This window comes from Streptomyces sp. NPDC087263, assembly GCF_044744645.1.
GTDB lineage: Bacteria > Actinomycetota > Actinomycetes > Streptomycetales > Streptomycetaceae > Streptomyces.
This window is the reverse complement of the sequence record NZ_JBIUYT010000007.1, coordinates 377,576-401,370: the sequence shown is the minus strand read 5'-3', so window position 1 is coordinate 401,370 and position 23,795 is coordinate 377,576. Positions and strand designations below refer to the sequence as shown.

At 71.8% G+C, this 23,795-nt stretch carries 21 protein-coding genes; 14 read left to right on the top strand and 7 right to left on the bottom strand.

The window, feature by feature from the left end; genetic code table 11:
* The first annotated feature begins 4 nt into the window (after positions 1-4).
* The 3 genes from ACIPC1_RS24435 to ACIPC1_RS24425 all read left to right on the top strand — a co-directional run bounded on the left by ACIPC1_RS24435 (position 5) and on the right by ACIPC1_RS24425 (position 4,043).
* Positions 5-931 carry an LD-carboxypeptidase gene (locus tag ACIPC1_RS24435; RefSeq protein WP_402520292.1) on the top strand — a complete coding sequence of 309 codons (927 nt, stop codon included), beginning with the start codon at positions 5-7 and terminating at the stop codon, positions 929-931.
* Positions 932-1,600: 669 nt separating this feature from the next.
* Positions 1,601-3,403 carry a CocE/NonD family hydrolase gene (locus ACIPC1_RS24430; RefSeq protein ID WP_402520290.1) on the top strand — a complete coding sequence of 601 codons (1,803 nt, stop codon included), beginning with the start codon at positions 1,601-1,603 and terminating at the stop codon, positions 3,401-3,403.
* A gap of 55 nt (positions 3,404-3,458) precedes the next feature.
* On the top strand, positions 3,459-4,043 hold the full coding sequence (locus tag ACIPC1_RS24425) for a GNAT family N-acetyltransferase (RefSeq protein WP_402520288.1): 585 nt from the start codon (positions 3,459-3,461) through the stop codon (positions 4,041-4,043).
* A gap of 145 nt (positions 4,044-4,188) precedes the next feature.
* Here the strand turns inward: ACIPC1_RS24425 and ACIPC1_RS24420 are convergent, their stop codons facing one another.
* The gene (locus ACIPC1_RS24420; protein WP_402520286.1) at positions 4,189-4,542 is read right to left on the bottom strand and encodes a VOC family protein; all 354 of its coding nucleotides are present in this window, start codon (positions 4,540-4,542) and stop codon (positions 4,189-4,191) included.
* Positions 4,543-4,713: 171 nt separating this feature from the next.
* On the opposite strand from ACIPC1_RS24420, the gene ACIPC1_RS24415 reads away from it, so the two are divergent.
* Positions 4,714-6,561 carry a transketolase gene (locus ACIPC1_RS24415; protein WP_402520282.1) on the top strand — a complete coding sequence of 616 codons (1,848 nt, stop codon included), beginning with the start codon at positions 4,714-4,716 and terminating at the stop codon, positions 6,559-6,561.
* A gap of 137 nt (positions 6,562-6,698) precedes the next feature.
* On the opposite strand, the gene ACIPC1_RS24410 is transcribed toward ACIPC1_RS24415, so the two are convergent.
* From ACIPC1_RS24410 to ACIPC1_RS24400, 3 genes are all read right to left on the bottom strand, one after another.
* Positions 6,699-6,869, bottom strand: a complete 171-nt coding sequence (locus ACIPC1_RS24410; protein ID WP_365440048.1) for a hydrophobic protein — start codon at positions 6,867-6,869, stop codon at positions 6,699-6,701.
* A gap of 44 nt (positions 6,870-6,913) precedes the next feature.
* On the bottom strand, positions 6,914-7,735 hold the full coding sequence (locus ACIPC1_RS24405; RefSeq protein WP_402520279.1) for a class I SAM-dependent methyltransferase: 822 nt from the start codon (positions 7,733-7,735) through the stop codon (positions 6,914-6,916).
* 110 nt (positions 7,736-7,845) lie between these two features.
* Positions 7,846-9,339, bottom strand: coding sequence for a bifunctional phosphatase PAP2/diacylglycerol kinase family protein (locus ACIPC1_RS24400; protein ID WP_402520277.1), 1,494 nt, complete (start codon positions 9,337-9,339; stop codon positions 7,846-7,848).
* 206 nt (positions 9,340-9,545) lie between these two features.
* Here ACIPC1_RS24400 and ACIPC1_RS24395 point away from each other — a divergent pair, with 206 nt between their 5' ends.
* The 3 genes from ACIPC1_RS24395 (at position 9,546) to ACIPC1_RS24385 (ending at position 12,667) form a co-directional block, all read left to right on the top strand.
* Positions 9,546-11,165 carry an ATP-binding cassette domain-containing protein gene (locus ACIPC1_RS24395; RefSeq protein WP_402520275.1) on the top strand — a complete coding sequence of 540 codons (1,620 nt, stop codon included), beginning with the start codon at positions 9,546-9,548 and terminating at the stop codon, positions 11,163-11,165.
* A 163-nt stretch (positions 11,166-11,328) separates the two neighbouring features.
* Positions 11,329-11,562, top strand: a complete 234-nt coding sequence (locus ACIPC1_RS24390; protein ID WP_365440055.1) for a DUF6158 family protein — start codon at positions 11,329-11,331, stop codon at positions 11,560-11,562.
* A 310-nt stretch (positions 11,563-11,872) separates the two neighbouring features.
* Positions 11,873-12,667, top strand: coding sequence for an RNA polymerase sigma factor SigF (locus ACIPC1_RS24385; protein ID WP_402520272.1), 795 nt, complete (start codon positions 11,873-11,875; stop codon positions 12,665-12,667).
* Between the two features lie 54 nt (positions 12,668-12,721).
* Here ACIPC1_RS24385 and ACIPC1_RS24380 read toward each other — a convergent pair whose 3' ends face one another.
* Entirely contained in the window at positions 12,722-13,894 is a 1,173-nt protein-coding gene (locus ACIPC1_RS24380; RefSeq protein ID WP_402520270.1) for a PAS domain-containing protein, read from the bottom strand.
* Positions 13,895-14,007: 113 nt separating this feature from the next.
* On the opposite strand from ACIPC1_RS24380, the gene ACIPC1_RS24375 reads away from it, so the two are divergent.
* From ACIPC1_RS24375 to ACIPC1_RS24360, 4 genes are all read left to right on the top strand, one after another.
* Positions 14,008-14,724, top strand: coding sequence for an ANTAR domain-containing response regulator (locus ACIPC1_RS24375; protein WP_402520268.1), 717 nt, complete (start codon positions 14,008-14,010; stop codon positions 14,722-14,724).
* A gap of 249 nt (positions 14,725-14,973) precedes the next feature.
* Positions 14,974-15,687: a hypothetical protein gene (locus ACIPC1_RS24370; protein WP_402520266.1), complete on the top strand. Its 714-nt coding sequence runs from the start codon at positions 14,974-14,976 to the stop codon at positions 15,685-15,687.
* 115 nt (positions 15,688-15,802) lie between these two features.
* Positions 15,803-17,050 (top strand): aminotransferase class I/II-fold pyridoxal phosphate-dependent enzyme, encoded by a 1,248-nt coding sequence (locus ACIPC1_RS24365; RefSeq protein WP_402520264.1) that lies wholly within the window; start codon positions 15,803-15,805, stop codon positions 17,048-17,050.
* Positions 17,047-18,237 (top strand): MBL fold metallo-hydrolase, encoded by a 1,191-nt coding sequence (locus ACIPC1_RS24360; RefSeq protein ID WP_402520262.1) that lies wholly within the window; start codon positions 17,047-17,049, stop codon positions 18,235-18,237. The genes ACIPC1_RS24365 and ACIPC1_RS24360 overlap by 4 nt, the downstream gene beginning before the upstream one ends.
* A gap of 64 nt (positions 18,238-18,301) precedes the next feature.
* On the opposite strand, the gene ACIPC1_RS24355 is transcribed toward ACIPC1_RS24360, so the two are convergent.
* Both ACIPC1_RS24355 and ACIPC1_RS24350 read right to left on the bottom strand, forming a co-directional pair.
* Complete coding sequence (locus ACIPC1_RS24355) at positions 18,302-18,925, bottom strand: DedA family protein (protein ID WP_402520260.1); 624 nt, start codon at positions 18,923-18,925, stop codon at positions 18,302-18,304.
* A 121-nt stretch (positions 18,926-19,046) separates the two neighbouring features.
* On the bottom strand, positions 19,047-19,820 hold the full coding sequence (locus ACIPC1_RS24350; RefSeq protein ID WP_384387210.1) for an MBL fold metallo-hydrolase: 774 nt from the start codon (positions 19,818-19,820) through the stop codon (positions 19,047-19,049).
* Between the two features lie 85 nt (positions 19,821-19,905).
* On the opposite strand from ACIPC1_RS24350, the gene ACIPC1_RS24345 reads away from it, so the two are divergent.
* The 3 genes from ACIPC1_RS24345 to ACIPC1_RS24335 all read left to right on the top strand — a co-directional run bounded on the left by ACIPC1_RS24345 (position 19,906) and on the right by ACIPC1_RS24335 (position 23,790).
* Positions 19,906-20,373: a hypothetical protein gene (locus ACIPC1_RS24345; RefSeq protein ID WP_384387213.1), complete on the top strand. Its 468-nt coding sequence runs from the start codon at positions 19,906-19,908 to the stop codon at positions 20,371-20,373.
* 151 nt (positions 20,374-20,524) lie between these two features.
* Complete coding sequence (locus ACIPC1_RS24340) at positions 20,525-22,609, top strand: alkaline phosphatase family protein (RefSeq protein ID WP_402520257.1); 2,085 nt, start codon at positions 20,525-20,527, stop codon at positions 22,607-22,609.
* A 119-nt stretch (positions 22,610-22,728) separates the two neighbouring features.
* Positions 22,729-23,790 (top strand): AAA family ATPase, encoded by a 1,062-nt coding sequence (locus tag ACIPC1_RS24335; protein ID WP_402520255.1) that lies wholly within the window; start codon positions 22,729-22,731, stop codon positions 23,788-23,790.
* Positions 23,791-23,795: the final 5 nt, after the last annotated feature.

The following is a 23,795-nucleotide window of genomic DNA, read 5'->3' as shown; positions in this document are numbered from 1 at the left end:
CCCAGTGAAGCCCTTGACCCGCCCCGCGCGTCTCGTACCCGGAGCACGCGTCGCCGTCGTCGCGCCCAGCGGGCCCGTGATCGAGGAACGGCTCCAGGCCGGGCTCGACATCCTGCGGGGCTGGGACCTCGACCCCTTCGTGGCACCCCATGTCCTTGACCGGCACGCGGAGTTCGACTATCTCGCGGGTACGGACGCCGACCGGGCCGCCGACTTCCAGGCTGCATGGTGCGACCCCGACGTGGCCGCGGTGCTGTGTGCGCGCGGCGGATACGGGACGCAGCGCATGGTCGACCTGCTCGACTGGGACGCGCTGCGGGCCGCGGGCCCCAAGGTGCTCCTCGGCTTCAGTGACATCACCGCCCTGCACGAGGCGTTCGCGAACCGCCTGGGGCTGGTCACGCTGCACGGGCCGATGGCGTCCGCCGTCGACTTCCTCAAGAACGCGCGGGCGCAGCAGCATCTGCGGGCGACGCTCTTCGAACCGGAGTCGGTGCGGACCATCGAGTCCGCCGGGCGCGGCGTACTGGTGCCGGGGCGCGCCCGGGGAGTGACCCTCGGTGGCTGCGTGAGTCTGCTGGCCGCCGACCTGGGTACCCCGCTCGCCCGGACCGGCGCCGCGGGCGGACTGCTGCTGATCGAGGACATCGGCGAGGAGGCGTACCGGCTGGACCGGATCCTCACCCAGCTCCTGCGGGCCGGCTGGCTCGACTCCGTCGCCGGGATCGCCCTCGGCTCCTGGAAGGACTGCGGTCCGTACGAGGATCTGCGCGCCGTGTTCGCCGACCGGCTGGGCGGGCTCGGCGTCCCCGTCGCCGAGGACTTCGGCTTCGGACACTGCGAGGGAGCGCTCACGATTCCCTTCGGGGTCGGGGCCGAACTCGACACCGACGCGGGGACGCTGACGCTGGACGAACCGGCGCTTGCTTAGGGGCGGGGCTTGCGCCTGCTCGGCGGCAGGGCACTTCCGGCTGGGCGGCGGGGGTAGGCCTTCCCTTGGCCTGACGGCGGGGGCTCGTCTGCTTGGTGGCGGGCCTTGTCCTGCTTGGGGACGTGCCTTGTGCTGGCTTGGGGTGGTCCTTGCCTTCGTCTGGTGGCGGGGGTTCGTCTGGTTGGTGGCGGGCCTTGTCCTGCTTGGGGACGTGCCTTGTGCTGGCTTGGGGTGGCCCCTGCCATCGTCTGGCGGCGGGGGTTCGTCCGTTTGGCGGCTCGCCTTGTCCCGCTTCGGCGGCGGCCCCTGTGCTCGCCTGCTGGCCGGCCCTTGCCTCGCTTGGGGGCGGGCGTTGTCTTCGCCTGGCGGGCGGCGGGGGCTCGTCCGGTTGGCGGCCGGCCTCGTCCCGCTGGGGGACGGGCCTTGGCCTCAACCGGTGGCGGGCTTCGTCCGTGTGGCGGCCGGCACGGCGTCGCCCGGTGGCGGGCCTCGTCCGTGTGGCGGCCGACATCTGCTCGTCCGGTGGCGGGCGTCGTCTCGGCCTGGCGCTGACCCTCGCTGAATATCCGTCAGGAAACACCCGACACGGTGGTTGACCCCGCCCGATGGGCGTTCCAACATGATTACCGGTCGGTAAGTACTTGTTGTCGTAGTCGGGTTGTCCTCAGCGTGGAGGTCCTCGTGTCCCGTCGTTCTCGTGTGTCCGGATCCCGTGCGGCGCTGGCGCTGGCTGTCGGCGCGGCGCTCACGGCGCCGCTCGCGTTCACCGCGCCCGTCGCCGCGGCCACCGGGCAGTACACCGTCACCGCCCTGAAGTTCACCGTCCGGGCCGGTGACCGCACCTGCACGATCGACGCCGACCTGTACCGGCCCGCGGGCGTGGACCGCCGGAACACCGCTCCCGCGGTACTCGCCACGAACGGTTTCGGCGGGAGCAAGTCGGACGGTTCCACGGACGCCATCGGCAAGGCGTTCGCGGCCCGCGGATACGTCGGGCTCGTCTACTCGGGGCTCGGCTTCGGCGCGTCGGGCTGTCTGATCTCCCTCGACGACCCGCGCGTCGACGGGGTCGCCGCGTCCCGTCTCGTCGACTTCCTGGCCGGCACCCGCGCCGCCGACGACGGAACGAAGGCCGACTACGTCACCCGCGACGGCAGGGATGACCCCCGCGTCGGCATGATCGGCGGCTCGTACGGGGGTGCCATCCAGCTGGCCACGGCCGCCGTGGACCACCGGGTCGACGCGCTCGTCCCGCTGATCACCTGGAACGACCTGTCGTACTCGCTGGACCCCAACAACGCCGCCGGCGCCCATGACGTGCCCGGCGCCTTCAAGTGGCAGTGGACCAACGCCTTCTACCTGATCGGCGAACACCAGCCGGTGACCGCGCCCAACCTGGACCCCTCCCACATCAACTCCCTCGCCTGCCTGCACTTCGTGAGCAACGCCTGCGCCACCATGCGGACGCTGAACACGGGGAGCTACCCGGCGGACAAGATGGGACCACTGCGCAGCTACGCGGACAGCGTGTCGCCCCTCTCCTACCTCGGCAAGGTGGAGGCGCCCACCCTCCTGGTGCAGGGGCAGGCCGACAGCCTCTTCAACCTCAACGAGGCGACAGCGACGTACAAGACCCTCAAGGAACAGGGCACCCCGACGAAGATGATCTGGCAGTCGTGGGGGCACAGCGGCGGCCGTACCGATCCGGCGAGCGGTGAACTCAACCTGAGTCAGGGCAACTTGGAGACGAGTTACGTCGGCAGGCGGATCCTCGCCTGGTTCGACCGGTACCTCCAGCACCGCAAGGGCGTCGACACGGGCCCCTCCTTGGCGTACTACCGCGACTGGATCGCCGACCCGAACAGCACCTACGCCACGGCCTCGCGCCTGCCCGCGCTCAGCCGCAAGCTCTACCTCTCCGGGGACGGCAAGCTCGTCGACAACCGTAGGAAGGTCGTGCCCGGCAGCCGCGAATACCGCAACGCGCTGGTCCCCACCAGCCACTCCGAGAGCCCCCTCGCCGGGGCGGTCGGGCTGCCCGATCCGGCGCCGTACGACACCGAGGGGACCTACCTCGGCTGGACGAGCGCGCCCCTGACCCGCTCGGTCGATGTCGTCGGTGCACCCAAGGTGACGCTGAAGGTGACCTCGCCGGAGACCGAGCTGGTGCAGAACTCCGGCGACGCCGCCGACAAGCTGGTCCTCTTCGCCAAGCTGTACGACATCGCACCCGACGGCACGAAGACGCTGGTGCACCGGCTGGTGGCGCCGGTGCGGGTGCCGGACGTGACCAAGACCTTTACCCTCTCGCTGCCGGGGATCGTGCACCGGTACGAGGCGGGGCACCGGTTTCAGTTCGTCGTCGCGGCGAGCGATGACGCGTACTTCGGGAACAAGGGGGTGAAGCCGGTGACGATCACCAGTGCGCCCGGGCACACCGGGGTGCTGGAGTTGCCGGTGATCGGGGACTGAGGCGCCGGCGTCGAACGAAGTGAGGGGCGGACAGGGGTTCGCGTAGGCTGGCGGGATGCCTGAGAACGCCTCCGACCATCTCGCCACAGGTCCTCGCGTGGGCATACGGCCCTTCACCTATGAGGACGGCGCGGAGTTCACCGCCCGGGCACGGGAGAGCAAGCACCTGCACCAGCCGTGGCTGTTTCCGCCCGTCGGCGCCGATGCCTACGCCGTGTACGCGAGGCGGCTGATCGAGGATCCGACGAAGGCCGGGTTCCTGGTGTGCGAACTCGCGGAGGGCCCCAAAGGTGTGGCCGGCGCCCCCGGCGGCGGGGCGATCGCCGGGTTCATCAACATCAACAACATCGTCGAGGGCGGCTTCCTGTGCGGGGCGCTGGGGTACGGCGCCTTCGCGCACGCGGCCGGGCGGGGGCTGATGAGCGAGGGTCTCGGGCTCGTGGTGCGGCACGCCTTCGGCAAGATGGGGCTGCACCGGCTGGAGATCAATGTGCAGCCCGGCAACGCCGCCTCGATCGCGCTCGCCCGGCACTGCGGGTTCCGGCTGGAGGGGTTCTCGCCCGACTTCATCTACATGGACGGGGCCTGGAGGGATCACGAGCGGTGGGCGATCACCGCGGAGATGATCCGGTCCCGCTGACGTCACCGGACTCCCCGGACGAGGATGTGCACCCCGCGCAAGCTCGTCCTGGACGCCCTTTCCAAGCTCGGGCTGCGCCCGCCCGCACCCGGCGGCCCCCACGCACGGGGCGGGTAGGGGCGCAGGGGGCGAGGAAACTCCCCCGCTACTGCCCGGCCCGCCGGTCCACGTACTCGTACACCGACCCGTCAGGGTGCAGCGCGATCAGATTGCGGCCCACCGGGCTCGTCACCGGGCCCACCAGGATGCGGGCGCCCGAGTCGGTGAGGACGCGGTGGGCCTCCTCGACGTCTTTGACGGCGATGGTGGCGGCGACCTTGCGGAGGACGTCCAGTTCGGCCGGCGGTCCGCTCATGAGCAGGAAGCAGCCGATCGCGGCAACGGATACACTGCCACGCTCGAAACGCAGGGCCTGCCCGCCCGCGAGCCGCTCGTAGAACGGGACCGAAGCCTCCAGGTCGTCGACGCAGATACGCAGCGTGGCTCCCAGAATCTCCATGCCCACGAGCCTAGTTGGGACCGGCCGGAAACGAGATCGCTTCGGAGGGATCGGACGGGGATCAAACGCTCGGCGCCCACGCGTTTGGATGCCCTGACCAGGGGGACGCGGAAAGTCCCGTACCAGCGACAACCCCAAGGCGCCGGAGAGCAGGCGTCCGGAAGGAAAGTCATGGACACCCGTGAGCTCATCGATCTCGCGCAGCAGCTGCGCGTGGACAGCATCCGCGCCTCCGACGCCGCGGGCTCAGGCCACCCCACGTCCTCGATGTCCGCCGCGGACCTGATGGCGGTCCTGCTGGCCAACCATCTGCGCTACGACTTCGAACGCCCCCGGCATCCCGGCAACGACCGCTTCATCCTCTCCAAGGGGCACGCCTCACCCCTGCTGTACGCGGCGTACAAGGCGGCCGGGGCCGTGGGAGACGGCGAGCTGCTCACCTTCCGCAAGCTGGGCAGCCGGCTCGAAGGACACCCGACGCCGCAGCGGCTGCCCTGGGTGGAGACCGCCACCGGCTCGCTAGGGCAGGGACTGCCCGTCGGGGTCGGCATCGCGCTCGCCGGGAAGCGGCTGGACCATGCGGGATACCGTGTCTGGGTCCTGTGCGGGGACAGCGAACTCGCCGAGGGATCGGTGTGGGAGGCCGCCGAGCACGCCGGATACGAGCACCTCGACAACCTCACCGTGATCGTCGACGTGAACCGTCTGGGCCAGCGCGGACCCACCCGGCACGGGCACGACCTGGACGCCTACGCGCGCCGCTTCCAGGCCTTCGGCTGGCACACCGTGGAGATCGACGGGCATGACGTCGACGCCGTCGACCGCGCGTACGCCGAGGCCGGGTCCACCGGGGGACAGCCGACCGCGATCCTCGCCCGCACCCTCAAGGGCAAGGGTGTCGCGTCCGTCGAGGACCGCGAGGGCCTGCACGGCAAGCCGCTGCCGGACGCCGACGAGGCGATCGCGGAACTCGGCGGAGTCCGCGACCTGCGCGTGCAGGTCCAACAGCCGCCCGCCGCAAGGGTGTTGCACGCCGTCCGGGCGGGCCATATCGACCTGCCGCGCTACGAGACCGGCGACAAGGTCGCCACCCGCGACGCCTACGGACAGGCACTCGCCGCGCTCGGCACCTCCCGCGGCGACATCGTCGCGCTGGACGGCGAGGTGAGCGACTCCACGCGCGCCGAGTACTTCGCCAAGGAACACCCCGAGCGGTTCTTCGAGTGCTACATCGCCGAGCAGCAGCTCGTCGCGACGTCGGTAGGGATGGCGGCGCGCGGCTGGGTGCCGTACGCGTCCACGTTCGCCGCGTTCCTCACCCGGGCGTACGACTTCGTGCGGATGGCCGCGGTCAGCGGTGCCGGCATCAATCTCGTCGGCTCGCACGCGGGTGTCTCCATCGGCCAGGACGGGCCCTCCCAGATGGGCCTGGAGGACCTGGCGATGTTCCGGACGGTGCACGGCTCGACCGTGCTGTACCCGTGCGACGCCAACCAGACGGCGAAGCTGGTCGCCACCATGGCCGACCTGGACGGCGTTCGCTATCTGCGCACCTCGCGCGGAGAGGCGCCCGTCATCTACGGCCCGGCGGAGGAGTTCCCGGTCGGCGGGAGCAAGGTCCTGCGCCGCTCCGACGAGGACCGGCTGACGCTCGTCGCGGCGGGCGTCACCGTCCACGAGGCGCTGGCCGCCGCCGAGTCGCTCGACGCTGAGGGCATTCGGGTGCGGGTGATCGACCTGTACTCGGTCAAGCCCGTCGACCGCCGCACCCTGCGCGAGGCCGCCGAACAGACCGGGTGTCTCCTCACCGTCGAGGACCACCGCGAGGAGGGCGGCCTCGGCGACGCGGTCCTCGACGCCTTCGTCGACGGCCGTCCGGTGCCGCGTCTGGTGCGCCTCGCCGTCCGTACGATGCCGGGCTCGGCGACCCCGGCCGAGCAGCTGCACGCCGCGGGCATCGACGCCGAGTCGATCGCGGCGGCGGCCCGGCTGCTGGTGGAAACGGCTGTCGTGCGCTGAGCGCATTGCGCACAGGCTGCGGCCCGAGGTCCTGAATCAGGACCTCGGGCCGTTGAACCGTTATTTCCGCTTCCGGACCTTCCGGATACTTCTCTCTCCCCGGAAATTTCCCAGGGAATTGGCTTACAGGAATGGGGTCACCACCGATACCAGCGACCCCGGGATCCGGTGGCGCCTGTGCCGCGTACCAGGAAGCCCAGTAGCCACACAGCCAGAACGATCAGAGCGATCCACCAGAGAATCTTCACCGCGAATCCGGCACCGAAGAGAATGAGGGCCAGAAGCAGTACCAGCAGGATGGGAACCATAGTTTTCGACCTCCTGCGTTCCCGGGTTTCCCGAAGACGATGGATTAGACGTCCTTGCGGCAGAGAATTTCTCCGTGCAGTACGGAGAACCAGCCGTCCTCCCGCCGCGCCCACTCGCGCCAGGCATCCGACACGGCCCGCAGCTGCTCCGTGGTCGCATGACCACCCTCCGTGGCGCGCTCCGCGTACGCCGAGGCCAGTGTGCGGTCCGCCCAGAGGCCGCCCCACCACTCCCGCTCGTCCTCGGTGGCGAAGGTCCAGGTGCTCGACGTGACCGTGATGTCCCGGATACCGGCCGTCAGCGCCCAGGATTTGAGACGCCGTCCGGCAGCCGGCTCACCCCCGTTGGCTCGGGCGACGCGCAGATACAGGTCCTGCCAGTCGGTCATGCCCTGCACCTCGGGGTACCAGGTCATCGCCTCGTAGTCCCCGTCGCGCACGGCGATGAACCCGCCCGGCTTGGTCACCCGGTACATCTCGCGCAGCGCCTGGACCGGGTCACCCACGTGCTGGAGCACCTGGTGGGCGTGGACCACGCAGAACGTGTCGTCCGGATAGTCCAGCGCGTGCACGTCCGCGACCGCGAACTCGACGTTCTCCAGGCCGCGTTCGGCAGCCGTGGCACGGGCCGTGTCCAGGATTCCCGGCGCGTGGTCGACGGCCGTGACCTGCCCGTCGGGGACAAGTTCCGCCAGGTCGGCGGTGATCGTCCCAGGACCGCAGCCGATGTCCAGGATCTTCATGTGGGGCTTCAGCGAGTCGAGGAGGTATGCCGCCGAGTTGGCGGCGGTGCGCCAGACGTGCGAACGCAACACGGACTCGTGGTGGCCGTGCGTGTAGACGGCGGTCTCCTGCGACTTCGACATGACCGGTCCCCTTCTCGTCTTCTCGTCGGGTACGGAGCACGGTACGCGCTCATGTCGAATGATGAGACCTGCATCTTGGAATATGGACATGGGGATAGGGGCAAGCCGTGTCAGAGGTGCGGACGGTAGACGGTCAGGGCCTCGGGGATCTTCTGCAGGGTCACCTCGCCCGCCACCTCCGTGACCTCGCCGTCGTACGCGAGGAGGGTGCCGGCCGCGACGCCGTCCACCCGGAGGCGGCGCACGCGTACGGCCGCGTGGGCGGGGGAACGCGTCAGCGGGCCCGCGAGGGCGGCGGCCAGCAGGCGGACGGCGGGGCGGCGGCCGCCGTGCACGACCCGCACGTCCAGGCGTCCGTCCGAGAGGTCGAAGCGGCGTGCGGGGGCCAGACCCATCCGGTGATAGGTGCCGTTGCCGGCGAACAGCAGCCACAACGGGTGGCTGCGTCCGCCGAGTTCGGCCCGTAGCGGATGGCCGTCCGTGCGCAGGACGCGCAGGGCGCCGAGCACCCCGGCCGGCCATCCGCCGATCCGCCGGGACCAGCGCTCCCGCTCCCGCACCAGTTCCGGGTACACGCCCAGGCTGCAGGTGTTGAGGAAGATGCCCTCCGTGCTGCCCGACGAGAACCGGCCCACGTCCACGCGTACGGCGCTGCCCTCCTGAAGGGCGCGGATCAGGTCGCGCGGGCCCTCCACGCCGAGGTCGTGGGCGAAGTGGTTCAGGGTGCCGCCCGGCAGGACCGCGAGAGGGAGGCCGTGGCGCAGGGCGATCCGGGCGGCGGCGTTCACGGTGCCGTCGCCACCGCACACGCCGAGCACCACGGCGCGGGCCGCCGCCTTCTCCAACTCGGCCTCGACATCTGCCGGTTCGCTCTCCACGGTCTCCGCGAGCGGCAGGGCGTCACGCAGGGCGTGTATCAGGTCCGGAGTACCCGAGCCCTTGTTGGCCACCATCACCAGGCCCTCCCCGTCGGCCACTGCGGGCGCGCCCGCGCTCGGCCGGTCGGGCCGGGGGAGCTGGTCGCGGGTCGGCACCAGGGCGCGCACGGCATACGAGGCGCCCACCCCCAGCGCCGCGCCCGCCAGGACGTCACTCGGGAAGTGGACGCCCGTGTAGACGCGGGACACGACGACCGCGGTGGCCAGCGGTGCAACGACCGCCCCCCAGCCCCGGGACTCCAGGGCCACGCCCGCCGCGAAGGCCGCGGCGGAGGCGGCGTGGCCCGACGGGAACGACGTGGTGATCGGCTGCCGCTTGAGCTGCCGGATCAGCGGAACAGGGTCCAGGACCGGCCGGGTGCGGCGTACCGAGCGCTTGCCGACGGTGTTGATCGTCGCCGAGGCGACGGCGAGTGAGGCGAGGCCGCGCGCGGCGGCGGCGCGGGACCTGGGCGTGCGGGCCGCCGCGATCGCCGCGGCGGCGGCGAACCACAGGACGCCGTGGTTCGCGGTGCGGGTCAGCCTCGGCAGGATGTGGTCGGCGCCCGGCCAGTGGCGGGACGCGACCGCCTCGAACAGGCGGTAGTCGGCGTCGAGGAGCCGGTCCCGGAGGATGCGGGGGCTCGGGGGGCGGAGGGTGAGGTCCACGTCTGGGATCGGGGTCATGGGGCTCCGTCTACCCCGGGTCTGGATTTTCGCCCCCTCCGTCCTTACCCGACCCTTGCTTCTTGGGGGCTGCCGCCCCCAGACCCCCGCATCGCGCCGAACGCGCTCGTCCTCGAACGCCGGACGGGCCGAAAAATCTCCAGCCTCGGCCGGGGCAACGAAACGCGTTTGCCCAGCACGGCCCGCCCCCCGGAGAATGCACCCCCATGGGACACCTCGAAGCCGCACACCTTGAGTACTACCTTCCCGACGGGAGGGCGCTGCTCGGCGATGTGTCGTTTCGAGTGGGCGAAGGGGCGGTCGTCGCCCTGGTGGGGCCCAACGGCGCCGGGAAGACGACACTGCTGCGGCTGATCTCGGGGGAGCTGAAACCGCACGGGGGGACCGTCACCGTGGGGGGCGGCCTGGGGGTGATGCGCCAGTTCGTGGGATCCGTACGTGACGAGACGACCGTACGAGAACTGCTCGTGTCGGTGGCGCCGCCGCGGATCCAGCAGGCCGCCAAGGCCGTGGACGCGGCCGAGCACGCGATGATGACCGTCGACGACGAGGCCTCGCAGCTCGGGTACGCGCAGGCGCTGTCCGACTGGGCCGAGGTGCAGGGGTACGAGTCGGAGACCCTCTGGGACATGTGCACGGTGGCCGCGCTCGGCATCCCGTACGAGAAGGCGCAGTGGCGGCAGGTGCGGACGCTCTCCGGCGGTGAGCAGAAGCGGCTCGTGCTCGAAGCCCTGCTGCGCGGCGGCGACGAGGTGCTGCTCCTGGACGAGCCGGACAACTACCTCGACGTCCCCGGCAAGCGCTGGCTGGAGGAGCGGCTCAAGGAGACGCGTAAGACCGTCCTGTTCGTCTCGCACGACCGGGAGCTGCTGGCCCGCGCCGCCGAGAAGATCGTCAGCGTCGAGCCCAGCCCCGCAGGCGCGGACGCCTGGGTGCACGGCGGCGGCTTCGCGACGTACCACGAGGCGCGGCGGGAGCGGTTCGCCCGTTTCGAGGAGCTGCGCAGGCGATGGGACGAGAAGCACGCCCAGTTGAAGAAGCTGGTGCTGAACCTGCGTCAGGCGGCTTCCATCAGCCATGAGTTGGCGTCCCGCTACCAGGCCGCGCAGACCAGGCTGCGGAAGTTCGAGGAGGCCGGGCCGCCCCCGGAGCCGCCGCGCGAGCAGGACATCAGGATGCGGCTGCACGGCGGCCGTACCGGCGTACGGGCCATCACCTGCAAGGGACTTGAGCTCACCGGCCTGATGCACCCGTTCGACCTGGAGGTCTTCTACGGCGAGCGGGTCGCCGTCCTCGGCTCCAACGGCTCGGGCAAGTCGCACTTCCTGCGGCTGCTGGCGGGCGACACCGTCGCGCACACGGGGGAGTGGAAGCTCGGCGCCCGCGTCGTGGCGGGGCACTTCGCGCAGACGCACGCCCACCCGGAGCTGGAGGGCCGGGCGCTGCTCGACATCCTGTGGTCCGAGCACGCCCAGGACCGCGGCGCCGCGATGTCCCGGCTGCGCCGCTACGAACTGACCGCACAGGCCGAGCAGCGCTTCGACAGGCTCTCCGGAGGCCAGCAGGCCCGTTTCCAGATCCTCCTGCTCGAGCTGGCGGGCTCCACCGCGCTGCTTCTCGACGAGCCGACCGACAACCTCGACCTGGACTCCGCGGAGGCCCTCCAGGAGGGTCTGGAGGCGTACGAGGGGACGGTCCTCGCGGTCACCCACGACCGCTGGTTCGCCCGCTCCTTCGACCGCTACCTGGTCTTCGGCTCCGACGGCCGGGTACGGGAGACGCAGGAGCCGGTCTGGGACGAGCGGCGCGTGGAGCGGGCCAGGTAACGCCTGGAATGAGGGGCCCGGTCCCGGAGGACCGGGGCCCCGGATGTTCGTAGAGTGGAGGGAGACGGCGGGATCCACGGCTCCCTCCCGGACGCCGCTCGGGGCAGGCTCGCCGGGCGGGTCTCCGGACCGCGCCGAAGGCCACGACGAGTGGGGTAGCACCATGACCGGAGTCGACCCGGACCGGTTGGACGACCAGCAGCTGATGAAAGAGCTGGAGACGATCCACCGCACGCGCCACGACACGCTGCTGCACGGCTCGAACGACGCGCTGCGGACCCACAACGACCGCATGGCGCAACTGGAGGGCGAGTACCTGCGCCGCCACCCGCGCCGCCCGGTCGCCGCGGGGCGGACTCGTGAGGGAGCCCGCGAGCGGGGCCCTGCCGGGGAATGACCGGAGCAGGGCAACCAGGTTTCCGAGGCCCAGCCTCCCCACTCTTCCTATCGTCCCCACTGTTCCCACCGTCCGCTCTCCCTTTTCACCGGTGAATGGGCCGAGCCGACCTGAGCGGACCCCTTGTGGGACAATGGCCGGGTGTTTGTCCCGCGATTGCGGGGGCAGGCGCAACCTCAGTGCTTCGGACAGGAGGCACGTCCGTGGGAGTGGTCTACCACTCGCCCCGGGTGTGCCCGTCCGGCGTATGGATGTGCTCCCACGGTGACTGTCCACATCAGGCACCTGTAAAGGGAGTTGCGAGGCCATCATGCGAACTCGAGTGAGCGCGAAGCGCCATCCGCACGACGATGCCCCCGACACCGCGGAGTCGTTCCGCATGCTCGCCGCCCTTCCTGCGGGCCGCCGGCGTGACGCGCTCCGCGAGGAGATCGTCGAAGCCTGGCTGCCAATGGCCGAACGGCTCGCGGGGCGGTTCCGCAACCGTGGCGAGAGCTCCGACGACCTGCGTCAGGTCGCGGCGCTCGGCCTGGTCAAGGCCGTCGACCGCTACGACCCCGATCTCGGCAACGCCTTCGAGAGCTACGCCGTGCCGACCATCACCGGCGAGATCAAACGGCACTTCCGCGACCACATGTGGACCCTGCACGTACCGCGCCGCGTCCAGGATCTGCGCAACCGCGTGCGATTCGCGAGCCAGGACCTCTCCGGGTCCATGACGGGCCGCAGGCCCACCGTCGCCGAGATCGCCGAGCGCGCCCAGATGAGCGAGGAGGACGTCCGGACCGGCCTGGAGGCCCTGGAGAGCTTCACCGCGCTCTCTCTCGACGCCGAACTCCCCGGCAGCGAGGACGGCTACTCGCTCAGCGACGCCCTCGGATCGGCCGATCCGGCCCTGGACACCGTCGTCGACCGCGAGGCCGTCAAGCCCGGTCTGCAGGCCCTGCCCGAGCGGGAACGCACCATCCTCTACATGCGGTTCTTCAGCGACATGACCCAGAGCAGCATCGCCGAGGAACTCGGCATCTCCCAGATGCACGTCTCCCGGCTGATCAGCCGCTGCTGCGACCGACTGCGCGAAGAGGTCATGCACGACGCTGTGTAGGGGACCGCGTCCAGGGGATTGAAGGGATTGAAGGGACCAGGAGGACTGGGGGGATTAGTTCAACCGGGCCATCGCCAGCGCGATGTGACGGGACATCATGTCCATCGCCCGCGCCTCGGCCATCGAGAACGCCAGTCGGCCACCACTCCTGAACAGCGTGAGGACTCCCCGCGCGGGTCCGGGCGCGGTCGCCAGGGGCACGCAGAGCAGCGACGTCACATTCGCCCGTACCAGGAAGGGGGCGTCCGAGGCGTCCCGGCCGAAGACGTCCGGGTCCTCGGGACGCACCCGCAACGCCGTGGAACCGCCGCGTGCCGTCTCGACGACCAGAGGGCACGCGGCGGGATCCTGCGCGGCGAGGGCAGCCACCACCTCGGCGTACTCCGGCGGTTCAGGACCGTCAGCCGGCGTCGCGACAGCCGTGCCGGCCGACGGCCCCAAAACAGTCGTACGGGACAGGCGTGCGGCCCCGGTGTCCACCACCACCCAGTCCGCGAACCGCCCGTGCAGTACCCCCGCCGCCCGTTCCGGCACCGCGGAACCTCCTCCGGCGGGCGCGCTCAGCAGGGTCGTGGTCATGGTGTCCACCAGGTCCATCAGCACCGTGTGCCGGGTGGTCTCGGTGAGGTTCGGTGCCGGGCCCGGCGTGCTCGCGCCCGACGGCAACCGGGAATCCGCGGGCTGGAGTACGACGAGGACGGCGGCCCGCGGTTCGCCGCTGGGCCGCAGCGCGGTGAGCGTCGCCCGTACCGGTACCGAGGGCTCCTGCTGGAGGTACACGGTGAGACTGCGGTCGCCCTCGCCGCGCGCCACCGCCGCCGCCTGCGAGCGGAACGCGGCACGGTCCGCGTGCGCCAGGAACCCGGTCAACGGCCGGCCCGTCGCATAGCCGGCCCTGACACCGGTGAAGGAGGCCGCCGCGAAGTTCAGCCTGCGCACCACCGTCTCGCGGTCCACCAGTGCGACGGGCACGGGCACCTGCTGGAAGAGAGCCTTGAGGAGCTGCTGCTCCTGGCGGTCGGTCGAGGCGATGGCGGAAGGGCGCCTGTCCGAGGACAGCCGCTGGAACCTCGGCCACAACTGGTCGGCCACATGGTCCAGTTCGAAGATCGCCGCGTCGAGCACGGTCGGAAGTTCGTCGGCGGGCACGGATCGCGCCGACTTCAACTCCGCGACACGGCGCACGAAATCCGCGAGTTCTTCACCGAATTCTTCCGTCTCCGCCATGCGATGAACGTAGCCCGAGGGGGATGTTCCGGGGACGGCAGGGGGTGGACTCGGCGGCACCAGTTTTCCATGCAGGTGAGCGGGAAGTCGAGAGAAAGTGGAAGGAGTGAATCATGCCGGAATCCGTGCAACTCAGCCGACTGGGAACGGAATCACCCGAGTCCGCCCACCCCGGAAGGAGGCTGTCGGAACTCGTCGAGCAGGCCGCCCGCTGCACCACCGACTGCTGCGGCGCGAGCAGCATGGTGGCCGAAGCCGGCGCGGAACGGCCCGCCGCGGTGACCCACCCCGACCTCGCCGGACTCGTCTCGGTGCAACTGCGCTCCGGAGACGGGCCGATCCCGGCCGCGCTGGAACGCGGTGAGATCGTCGACTCGGCGGACCTGCTCCGTGACGAGCGTTGGCCGGAGTACCGCGCCGTGGCCCTCGACGCGGGCGTCCGTTCCAGCGTCACCATCCCCTTCCACCGCTCCGGGCTGACCGTGACCCTCAGCCTCTACAGCTTCCGGCCCGGAGCCCTGGAAGACGCCCCGCACGGACCCGCCCGCGCGCTCGGCGACCTCGCCGCGAGCTGCCTGGTCCGCGACCGCTCCTACCGCGCCGCGCTCACCGAGCTCGACCAGCTGGGCGCCGCCCTGCGCTCCCGGCCCGTCGTCGACCAGGCCTGCGGCATGGTCATGCACGTGCTGGGCTGCGACGCGGACACCGCCTTCGGGGTGCTGCGCCGGATCTCCCAGGGCACCAACCGCAAACTGTCCGAGGTGGCCGCGGCGGTTGTGGACAAGCGCGGCCGCGGCCTGAAGCGCGAGCTGGTCTCGATGTCCAACTGAGCGATGGCCGGGGAAGAACCGGCAGAGGGGCAACCGGGGGACACAGCGGGGACAGCGGAGGGGCAACCGGGGAGCAATCGAGGGACTCCCCGAACGGCAACCGAAGGCCCCGCACCGTCACCCACCCGGCGGTGCGGGTAGCGCGAATGGTGCCCGGCGGCGGGCGCCCGCCGCCCCGGCGGGCTGTGATGGGCCCCGGGGGCACGACGGCCGTGCCCCTTCAGCGCCCCCGCCGAAGGAGCCCAGCCCATGCGCCGTACCGCCCGTGTCCTGTCCGCCACCGCCCTGGCCGGTGCCGCTCTGGGGGCCGCCGCCTCGGCCGCGTACGCGGACCCGGCCGCGGAGGTCACCCCAGGCTCCGTCGAGCCCGGCGGCACCGTCACCATCTCCGTCACCTGCGACGCGATCAGCGGCGCTCCGCCCGATTACCTCGAAGCCACCTCGCAGGGCTTCGAGGAGGGCAAGGTCCAGCTGCGCAGGGTCACCGGCAACGACGAGACCGTGTCGGGCGCCGCGTACAGCGGTACGGCCCGCATCTCGCCCGACGGAAACAGTGGAGACGGCGGGAGCGACGGCAGCAGCGGCGGTGGCGGGAGCGACGGCAGCGGCAGCGGTGGCAGCGGTGGTGGTGGCGGAGGTGGTGGTGGCGAGACCTACGACGGCGGTGGCAACGACGCCGTGAACCGCCCCGAGTCCGAGTGGGGCGTCGACGGCGCGTGCCCCGGGGCATCCGGCGGCCGCGAGAAACAGTGGACCGCCTCGTACACCGTGGCCCGAGGCAACGCCACCGGCGGCGGCACGGTGGAGCGCCCCGCCCAGGTCCAGCGCGGCGTCCAAGCCGGTGCGGGCGGCGCCTTCACCGACTCCCTCCCGGCCCTGATCACCGGCGGCGTCCTGATCACCGGCGCGCTGGGCGCGGCCGTATACCGCCTGCGGAGCAAGGACGCGTCGGCTGACAGCTGACAGCCGACAGCCGACGGGTGATCCGATCACCGACGACGGCCCCTGGGGCCACAGACCTGAGCACGACCCGGCACTGCACTGCACCACGGAATGCGCGGAATGCGCGGAGGCATCTATGCGGCGGACGGATCCGGAAGGGCACGGGCCCGTGCGATACGGGCCGCCGCTTCCCGATCAGGGTCTGCCCGTGCTGCCGGAACTGCGTGCCGTGCTCGCCGCCGCCGCGGACCGGCCCGACACCGAGCCCTCGGGCGGCGGACCGGAGCTCCTGGACGCGGCCTGCGGCTACTGGGCCCGGCGTGGACTGCCCACCGCACCCGACAGGGTGGCCGCCGCACCCGGCGCCCCCGCGCTGCTCCTCGCGCTGACCGGCGCGCTCGGCGGTGACGTCCTGCTGCCGAGGCCGTGTGCCGCGTGGTGGGCGCCGCAGGCCCGCCTGTTGGGGAGATCCGTGTTCCATGTGGCGACGCCCGCGGAGTGCGGCGGTGTGCCGGATCCGTACGCCCTCCTGGAGACCGTACGCAGAGTGCGCGTCGAAGGCGGCGACCCGCGGCTGCTCGTTCTCTCCGTCGCGGACGACCCCACCGGCACCGTCGTGCCTCCCGACGTGGTCCACGAGACCGTCGAGGCCGCGGCGGGCGAGGGGCTGCACATCGTCAGCGACGAGACCTGGCGCGACACCCTGCACCAGCCGCAGGACACCGTGCTGCTCAGCCCCGCCGAGATGCTCCCCGGCGAGGTCACCGTCCTCATGGACCTCGCCGGCCCCTTCCTGCCGCAGGGCTGGCCCGTCGCCGTCGCTCGCTTCGCCGACAACGCCTCCGGTGTCCGGCTGCGCGCCCGCGTCCTCGACGTACTCACCGTGCTCGGTGCCCGGGTCGCCGAACCCGTCGCCGCGGCCGCCGCGTACGCGCTCGGCGAGCCCGAAGCGATCACCGCGCGGCTCACGGCCTCCGTACGCCTCCACGCGCGTGTGGCCGCCGCCGCACATCAGGCGGTGGTCGGCTCGGGCGCCCTCGCACGGCTCCCACGGGCCGGCAGACACCTGTACGTGGATCTCGGACCGCTGCGTTCCGCGCTCGGCGCGCACGGTGTGGGCGACGCACAGGATCTGGAGGATTTCCTCACCGCCCGGCTCGGCCTGCCCACGCCGGGCGGCCACCGGTTCGGCGACGAACTCGCGGCGCTCCGGGTGCGGCTGGCCACCGCGCCGCTGCTCGGGACGACGGACGCGGAGCGGGTGGCATGCCTCACGTCACCCTCGCCGCTGGAACCGCCGCATGTGCAACACGCGTTGACCTTGTTGGAGTCGGCCTTCGACGATCTCCGAGATGACGCTCAGCGATGGGAGCCTCCTCGATGACGCAGCAGTCCGAGTCGACCACGAGCAGCTCTACGACATCCACGACCACGCGGGACGCGGATGATCCGGCGTCCTCCCCGGCGTCCTCCCCGGCCTCGGTGCAGCCCGAGGGCGCCATGTCTCCTCCGTCTCCTCTGACGGCACTGTCCCCACTGTCCCCACTGTCCCCACTGTCCCCACTGTCCCCACTGTCCCCACTATCCCCACTATCTCCTCCCGGTCCGCTCGCCGAGCCCCGTCCGCTCGGCGAGCGGCGTGTCTGGCCGCGGTCCTTCGTGGACCGGCTGACGGCGCCGCTGCCGGGGCTGCGCGCCCTCGCGCGGTTCGCTCGCGAGGGCGCGCTGCGGCCGCGCACCGACGGGCTGGCCGACATCCCGGCGCTGCCGTTCGAGCCGGGGCCGCTGCCGCGGGTGGGCGCGCACACCGTCGCCGTCGCCTGGGCGGGGCACGCGAGTTGGGTGATCCGCGTCGGCGGGCTCACCGTCCTCACCGACCCGGTCTGGTCCCGCAAGATCCTCGGTACACCGGCCCGGATCACGCCCGTCGGCGTGGCCTGGAGCGCGCTGCCGCGCGTCGACGCGGTGGTCATCAGCCACAACCACTACGACCACCTGGACGCGCCGACCCTGCGCCGACTCCCGCGCGACACACCGGTGTTCGTACCGGCCGGGCTCGCGCGCTGGTTCAGGCGCCGCCGGTTCACCAGGGTCACCGAGCTCGACTGGTGGGAGGCGGCCGAACTGGATGGTGTCCGCTTCGACTTCGTCCCCGCCCACCACTGGTCCAAGCGCAGCCTCACCGACACCTGTCGCACGCTCTGGGGCGGCTGGGTCCTCACCGCGCCCGACGGGCAGCGCGTGTACTTCGCGGGCGACACGGGATACGGCCACTGGTTCGCCCACATCGGCCGCCGCTATCCGGGCATCGACCTCGCGCTGCTCCCCATCGGGGCGTACGACCCCCGGTGGTGGCTGAGTGATGTGCACTGTGACCCGGAGGAGGCGGTCCGCGCCGCCGTCGATCTCGGCGCCCCGCGCATGGCTCCCATGCACTGGGGCACCTTCGTGCTCTCCGCCGAGCCGGTCCTCGAACCGCTGACGCGGGTTCGGGCGGCCTGGGAGAGGGCGGGGCTGGACCGGGAGGATCTGTGGGACCTGCCGGTGGGGGGTTCCCGGGTTCTGGGGTGATTGCGGTTGCTGGGCGACCGCGGGTCGTTCCGGGTTGCCCGGCGGCGCCGCAGGACCACAGGGCCTATCGGGGCGCGGGTCGGCGCACCCGGCGCCACACGCCCGGCAGCAGGCTGATCGTCACCGTCAGGACCACCGCCGCCACGACGCCCTCCCAGGGCTCGTCGAAGAGGGAGCCGCCCGCGACGCCGATGAGTTGGTAGGTCGCCGCCCAGGCCAGACAGGCGGGAATGTCGCCGCGGGCGAAGGTGCGCAGAGGCATCTTCGCCAGCAGACAGGCGAGCATCACCGGGATGCGGCCGGCCGGGACGAGGCGGGAGAGGACCAGTACGGCGATGCCGTGGTCGCCCAGTTTCTCCTGGGCCTGGGCGAGGCGGTCCTCGGGGGCGCGGGCGCGGAGCGCCTCCAGCCAGCGTGAACCGTTCTTGGAGCCCATCCCACGCTGCCCCAGCCAGTACAGCGCGACATCACCGAGGAACGCAGCGAGCGCCGCGACCCCGAAGACCAGCAGCATCGCGAACGGCGCCGTCTGGTGAAAGGCCACCACGGCCGCCGAACTGACCAGCGCACCCGTCGGCACCACCGGCACCAGCGCGCCGAGCAGCACCAGCACGAAGAGCGTGGGATACCCGATCGCCTGCTGCGCGGTCTCCGGTGCCGTGGTCGAGGCCGCGGCCAGGAGACTCACCGGACCACCTCCGGACGCGCACGCAGAGTCTCGGCCTCTGAGGTGGCAGGCGCGGATATGACCACCCCTTCGCGCCCCCCGGGTGTGCGTTCGCGCCCGGGGTCGCGGCGGTCGGAGACCGTCACCTCGCGACCTCCGGCCGTACGCTCTCGCCGTGGCCGAGCAGGTGCACGGCGACCTGGGGCGCGCGTTCGGCGGCGAGGCGCACGAACTCCTCGCCCGGCGCGTGGAATTCATGGGGGCGCACGGCGTCCAATCCGATCGGCCAGTACGTGCCGTAGTGCACCGGCACAGCGCTGCGTGGCATCAGTCGGGCGAGCGCCTCGGCCGCGCGCCCCGCGTCCAGATGTTCTTCCCCGAGATGCGGCCCCCATCCGCCGACCGGCAACAGCGCCACGTCGACCGGTCCGACCTCCTCGGCCATCGACTCGAACAGTCCGGTGTCCCCGGCGAAATACGTACGTGCCTCGCCCTCGACCACGAACCCCAGGGCGGACACCCGGTGCGGACCGAGCGGCAGCCGCCGCCCGTCATGGCGCGCCGACACGGTACGTACGACCAGGTCACCGATGTCCGTCCGGTCGCCGGGCGCCACCTCGGTGAGCAGCAGATGGTCCAGCCGGCGCAGCGCCGGCACCGCGCGCGGCGCACCCCGGGGCACGAGTACGCGCGTGCCGGGCGCGAGCCGCGCCAACGAAGGCAGATGCAGATGGTCGGAGTGCAGATGCGAGACGAGCACCACGTCGGCCACCGCGGCCGACGGCGGGGGCGGCGCCCCGCGCCTGCGCCTGAGGTGTGCGAGCCGGCGCGCGAAGAGCGGGTCCGTGAGCACACGCGTGCCGGAGTCCTCCAGCGTGCAGGTGGCGTGCCCCCACCAGGTGATCTCCACCGGCACTTCATTGCCTCCTTCGCGCGACTCCCCCCGAGCCTACGGGCAGGAGTAGGGTCTGCGACGAAACCCGGAGGTGAGGGGGGACGCCATGGGAGAAGCGCGCGGTGCCGCCGGCACGCACGCCCTCAGGTGCCCGCCCGGCCAGGCGGGGCCCCTGTCGCTGCGCGTGACGGCGATCGCGAGCCTGACGCCCCTGGAGGAACTGGACGCGGACCCGTTCCTGGTGGACTCCCGCAGCCAGCACGCGATGTGCGCCCGCTGGGCCGCCGAACACGGCTACGTCGTCACGCGCGAGTTACTCGTACGGGGTCTGCGCCCCGACCACCGCACCCTGTGGGCCGACGTCGAGGCGGGCCTCGTCGACCTGTTCGTCGCGCCCAGCCACCGCGTCCTGGAGCGCGCCCTCGCCTCGGTCGACGAGTTCACCGCCGAGTGCTTACGCCGCGGTGTGCGGGTCGAGACCGTCGGCAGCGCGGAACCCTCGTACGACGCCCAGATGAAGGCCCGGGTCCACCGCCGTCTGTCGATGCCGACGGCGGGGTATGACGGTCGCTGAACGACAGAGCCTGATGGGCGACAGGGCTTGCTGCGCCGCTGACCTGCGATCCATTCCGTGACCTGGTGACGATCGGCCGTGTCAGTCCGTTGTGACAGGGTGGAAGCAGGCCTCGCGGACCGGGCGGGCCGGGACGTGAGGTGGGCAGGACGTGGGCGGCGGGGCTTGGCGGCGGGTACTCGGCGGGGTGTGGCGGAGTACCGCGGTGTGGGCCGTGTCCACGGTCACGATGCTTGTTCTCGCCGGTGTGCTGCCCGATTTCCAGCTGGAGACGGACGCCGGAGACAGCGCCACCCGGATAGCTGTCACTGCGGGGGTCGGCGCAGGCGTCTTCGGCCTGCTGTCCTCCTTGGCGTGGCCCCTGTTCGTCAGGGCGCTGCTGCTGGTGCCCGCGCTCGTCCTGGGGCTGCTCGTCTTCTTCCTCAACGGGTCCCTGCTGCTGATCGCCCTGCGGATCAATCCCTCCGGGCGGGGCGAGGCCGCACCGGAGACCGCCGTGGTCGTCGCCGCGGTGATGTCCGCCGTCGCCTCGGCCACCGGTGGTGCCCTTGCCGTACGGGACGACGACGCCTACCGGCGCAGGCTGTACCGGCTCGCCGACCGGCGTCGCAGGCGGGCCGACGGGCAGGCCGGTCCCTCGACCCCCGCCGCCCTCTTCCTCCAGCTCGACGGAGTCGGTCACGACGTACTGCGGGAAGCCGTCGGCAAGGGACTCATGCCGACCGTGGCGCAGTGGCTGGGCAGCAGCGGCACGAGGGCCCGCCCCACCCACCGGCTCACCCACTGGCGCACCGACTGGTCCAGTCAGACCGGTGCCAGCCAGCTCGGCATCCTGCACGGCAGCAACCACGACGTCCCGGCCTTCCGGTGGTACGAGAAGGACAGCCAGGAGGTCATGGTCTGCAACCGGCCCAGCAGCGCCGCCGAACTCCAGCGCCGGGCCGTCGAGCACACCGGCGACGGGGGACTGCTCACCGTCGACGGCGCCAGCCGCGGCAATCTCTTCAGCGGCGGCGCCGACCAACTGGCCCTCGTGCTGTCGATGGCCGCGCGGAGGGGGAAGGAGAACCGCTCCCGGTCCGGCTACTTCGCGTACTTCAGCGACCCCGCCAACGCCGTCCGCACCGCCATGTCCTTCGTCGCCGAGGTGTTCCGGGAGATCGGCCAGGCCACCCGGTGCCGCGCCAGGAAGCAGCGTCCGCGCGTCAACCGCGGCGGGCTGTACCCCTTCATCCGCGCCTTCGCGACCGTCGTCGAGCGGGACGTCGTCGTCGCCGCGGTGATCGGCGACATGCTCGCCGGACGCAACTCGGTCTACGCCGACCTGGTGGGGTACGACGAGGTGGCGCACCACTCCGGGCCGCGCAGCCGCGACGCGGAGAAGGTCCTGGCGCGCCTCGACCGCTCGCTCGCGCTGATCGCGAAGGTCGCCGAGCACGCCCCGCGGCCGTACCGGATCGTGCTGCTCTCCGACCACGGCCAGAGTCCGGGGGAGACCTTCCTGACCCGCTACGGGCTCACCCTCGGCAATCTGGTGCGCGCCGGCTGCGGGCTGCCCGTGCCGCGCAAGGCACGGCGCACCCACAGCGGCGCCGAGGCGCGGGCGGCGGTGCGGGCCGCGCTGCGCAGGCCCGTCGAGGAGGGCGGCGAACAGCACCGGCCCTCGCGCCGCTCCGAGCCCATCGTGCTGGCCTCCGGCAACCTCGGGCTGGTCTCCTTCCCCGACGTGCCGCACCGGATGAGCCGGGAGGAGATCGACCGGCGCCATCCCGCGCTGCTGTCCACGCTCGCCAACCATCCCGGCGTCGGCTTCGTCCTCGTACGCAGCGAGGAGTACGGCGGCCTCGTCCTCGGTGCGCACGGAGCGGAGGTCCCGGTGGACGAACTCGACGACGAACACCCGGGCCCGCTGGCCGACTTCGGCCCCGGCGCCGCCGGGGCCGTACGAAGGACCCACTCCTTCCCGCACGTCGCCGACATCATGGTCAACTCCTGGTACGACCCGGGGGAGGGCGAAGTCCTCGCCTTCGAGGAGCAGATCGGCTCGCACGGCGGACTCGGCGGCGCCCAGGGCCGGCCCTTCCTGCTGTCGCCGGTCGCGCTCTCCCTGCCGGTCGCGGGCGACACCGAACTGGTCGGCGCGGAGCAGGTGCACCACGTACTGCGGCGGTGGCTGCGCGAGTGCGACGGGCCCCAGATACCGCTGGGGGTACGGCCGGACGAGCGCGCCGCGTAGTCACGCGCCTGGGAGGGGCGCCGGAAAATGGGCTGCGGTGAGCGGTTCCCGCGCACACACTGGCCGCACCGGACACCGCACACCTGCGCGTCCTACCCGAACGCCCCTGGAGTCTCTGCGTGCAGGCAGCCGTCACCGTCACCCCCGCCCGTATACCGGAGCTGCTGCTCGGTCTCGCGACCGTTCGGCCGGTCTTCCTCTGGGGCGCCCCCGGCATCGGAAAGTCCTCCCTGGTAAGGGAGTTCGCCGAGTCGCTGGGACTGGAGTGCGTGAGCCTGCTCGGCACCCAGCTCGCGCCCGAGGACCTCATCGGGGTCCCGCAGATCCGCGACGGGCGCTCGGTGTTCTGCCCGCCGGAGGCGATCGCCCGCGACGAGCCGTACTGCCTGTTCCTGGACGAGCTGAACGCGGCGACGCCGGACGTCCAGAAGGCGTTCTACTCGCTGATCCTGGACCGCCGTATCGGCAACTACGAACTGCCGAAGGGTTCGATCGTGATCGGCGCGGGCAACCGCGCCACGGACAACGCCCTCGCGCGTCCCATCTCCGCCGCGCTGATCAACCGCCTGGCCCATGTGCATCTGGAGGCGTCCTCGAAGGACTGGCTCGTGTGGGCCGCCACCAACGACATCCACCCGTGGATCCTGGACCACCTCACCGACCGCCCCGACCACCTGTGGTCCAAGCCGCCCAAGACGGAGGAGCCCTTCTCCACGCCCCGCTCCTGGCACATGCTGTCCGACGCCCTGCGCTCCTTCGGCCCGGACCTCGACGAGGACACCCTGAAGGTGATCGCGCACGGCACACTGACGCCCGCCCACGCGGTCGCCTTCTGCGGCTACGTCAAGATCGTGCGCAGCCGGTTCGGTATCGAGGCCATCATCAAGGGCGAAGCCCGCTGGCCCAGCCGTATCGAGGACCGCGACCTGCTCTACTACCTCGCCGAGTCCTTCCGCGGCCGCCTCGTCAAGGAGCTGCCCGCCAGCAAGGAGCACGTCTCGGAGCACGGGAGGCAGACCGCGTTCCGCGCCAAGTCGCTGCTCGTACAGCTTGCCGAGATCTCCGTCGAGGTCGCCCAGAGCGTCATCGCGGCCGACGTCGACGGCAACCCCGTACTGCCCGCGTGGTTCCTGGTGGAGGCGGCCCGCGACATGCCGCGCCTGGTGGAGGCGCGGCGGTGAGCCGC

Bases quoted from the DNA above. Each gene is read 5' to 3' on its own strand.
- ACIPC1_RS24425 (WP_402520288.1), top strand. From the start codon at position 3,459: ATGCCTGAGAACGCCTCCGACCATCTCGCCACAGGTCCTCGCGTGGGC.
- ACIPC1_RS24420 (WP_402520286.1), bottom strand. From the start codon at position 4,542: ATGGAGATTCTGGGAGCCACGCTGCGTATCTGCGTCGACGACCTGGAG.
- ACIPC1_RS24415 (WP_402520282.1), top strand. From the start codon at position 4,714: ATGGACACCCGTGAGCTCATCGATCTCGCGCAGCAGCTGCGCGTGGAC.
- ACIPC1_RS24410 (WP_365440048.1), bottom strand. From the start codon at position 6,869: ATGGTTCCCATCCTGCTGGTACTGCTTCTGGCCCTCATTCTCTTCGGT.
- ACIPC1_RS24405 (WP_402520279.1), bottom strand. From the start codon at position 7,735: ATGTCGAAGTCGCAGGAGACCGCCGTCTACACGCACGGCCACCACGAG.
- ACIPC1_RS24400 (WP_402520277.1), bottom strand. From the start codon at position 9,339: ATGACCCCGATCCCAGACGTGGACCTCACCCTCCGCCCCCCGAGCCCC.
- ACIPC1_RS24395 (WP_402520275.1), top strand. From the start codon at position 9,546: ATGGGACACCTCGAAGCCGCACACCTTGAGTACTACCTTCCCGACGGG.
- ACIPC1_RS24390 (WP_365440055.1), top strand. From the start codon at position 11,329: ATGACCGGAGTCGACCCGGACCGGTTGGACGACCAGCAGCTGATGAAA.
- ACIPC1_RS24385 (WP_402520272.1), top strand. From the start codon at position 11,873: ATGCGAACTCGAGTGAGCGCGAAGCGCCATCCGCACGACGATGCCCCC.
- ACIPC1_RS24380 (WP_402520270.1), bottom strand. From the start codon at position 13,894: ATGGCGGAGACGGAAGAATTCGGTGAAGAACTCGCGGATTTCGTGCGC.
- ACIPC1_RS24375 (WP_402520268.1), top strand. From the start codon at position 14,008: ATGCCGGAATCCGTGCAACTCAGCCGACTGGGAACGGAATCACCCGAG.
- ACIPC1_RS24370 (WP_402520266.1), top strand. From the start codon at position 14,974: ATGCGCCGTACCGCCCGTGTCCTGTCCGCCACCGCCCTGGCCGGTGCC.
- ACIPC1_RS24365 (WP_402520264.1), top strand. From the start codon at position 15,803: ATGCGGCGGACGGATCCGGAAGGGCACGGGCCCGTGCGATACGGGCCG.
- ACIPC1_RS24360 (WP_402520262.1), top strand. From the start codon at position 17,047: ATGACGCAGCAGTCCGAGTCGACCACGAGCAGCTCTACGACATCCACG.
- ACIPC1_RS24345 (WP_384387213.1), top strand. From the start codon at position 19,906: ATGGGAGAAGCGCGCGGTGCCGCCGGCACGCACGCCCTCAGGTGCCCG.